Annotated in this window: 2 protein-coding genes; both read right to left on the reverse strand. The window is 71.9% G+C overall.

Going from position 1 to position 707, the window contains the following annotated elements; all coding sequences use genetic code 11:
- On the reverse strand, positions 1–244 hold a 244-nt coding region (locus tag IH13_RS0129635), incomplete at its 3' end, for a TetR/AcrR family transcriptional regulator (RefSeq protein WP_031089137.1).
- 122 nt (positions 245–366) lie between these two features.
- On the reverse strand, positions 367–707 hold a 341-nt coding region (locus IH13_RS0129640), incomplete at its 5' end, for an ATP-binding cassette domain-containing protein (RefSeq protein ID WP_031089139.1).

Genomic DNA, 707 nt, shown 5'->3' on the forward strand with positions numbered 1-707 from the left:
CCAGCCGCCGCAGGCCCTCCTCGGCGCTGCCCTCGTCGAGTCCGGCGGCGTCCAGGGCCGCCTCGAACTCCTGGATACCGAGGTTCTCCAGCGCCTTGACCAGGGCGTCCCGTCCGGCGAAGTGGCGGTGCAGGGTGGCCCGGCCGATGCCGGCGGCCCTGGCCACGTCGTCCATGGTGGCGGTGGCTCTGCGGGACAGCAGGGAGGCGGCGCTGCGCAGCACCTGTTCACGGTCGAGGGTCATGAGACGACACTAACTCATATGAGACATCAATGTCTCACCCTGGAGGGTCGGCAGTTCCGCCGCTGTGCACACGAGGGCTCCACGGCGCGGCGGACCCCGGCGGGTCCGCCGCGCCGTCCCCGTCAGGCTCCGACGTAGGCGGCGAGGTGTTCGCCGGTCAGGGTGGAACGGGCGGCGACGAGGTCGGCGGGGGTGCCCTCGAAAACGATCCGGCCGCCGTCGTGGCCCGCACCCGGCCCGAGGTCGACGATCCAGTCGGCGTGCGCCATGACCGCCTGGTGGTGCTCCACGACGATGACCGACTTGCCCGCGTCCACGAGCCGGTCCAGCAGACCGAGCAGCTGCTCGACGTCGGCCAGGTGGAGCCCGGTCGTCGGCTCGTCCAGGATGTACACGCCGCCCTTCTCGGACATGTGGGTGGCCAGCTTGAGCCGCTGCCGCTCGCCGCCGGACAGGGTGGTGA

This window comes from Streptomyces sp. NRRL WC-3549 (assembly GCF_000721935.1).
Taxonomy (GTDB): Bacteria; Actinomycetota; Actinomycetes; order Streptomycetales; family Streptomycetaceae; genus Streptomyces.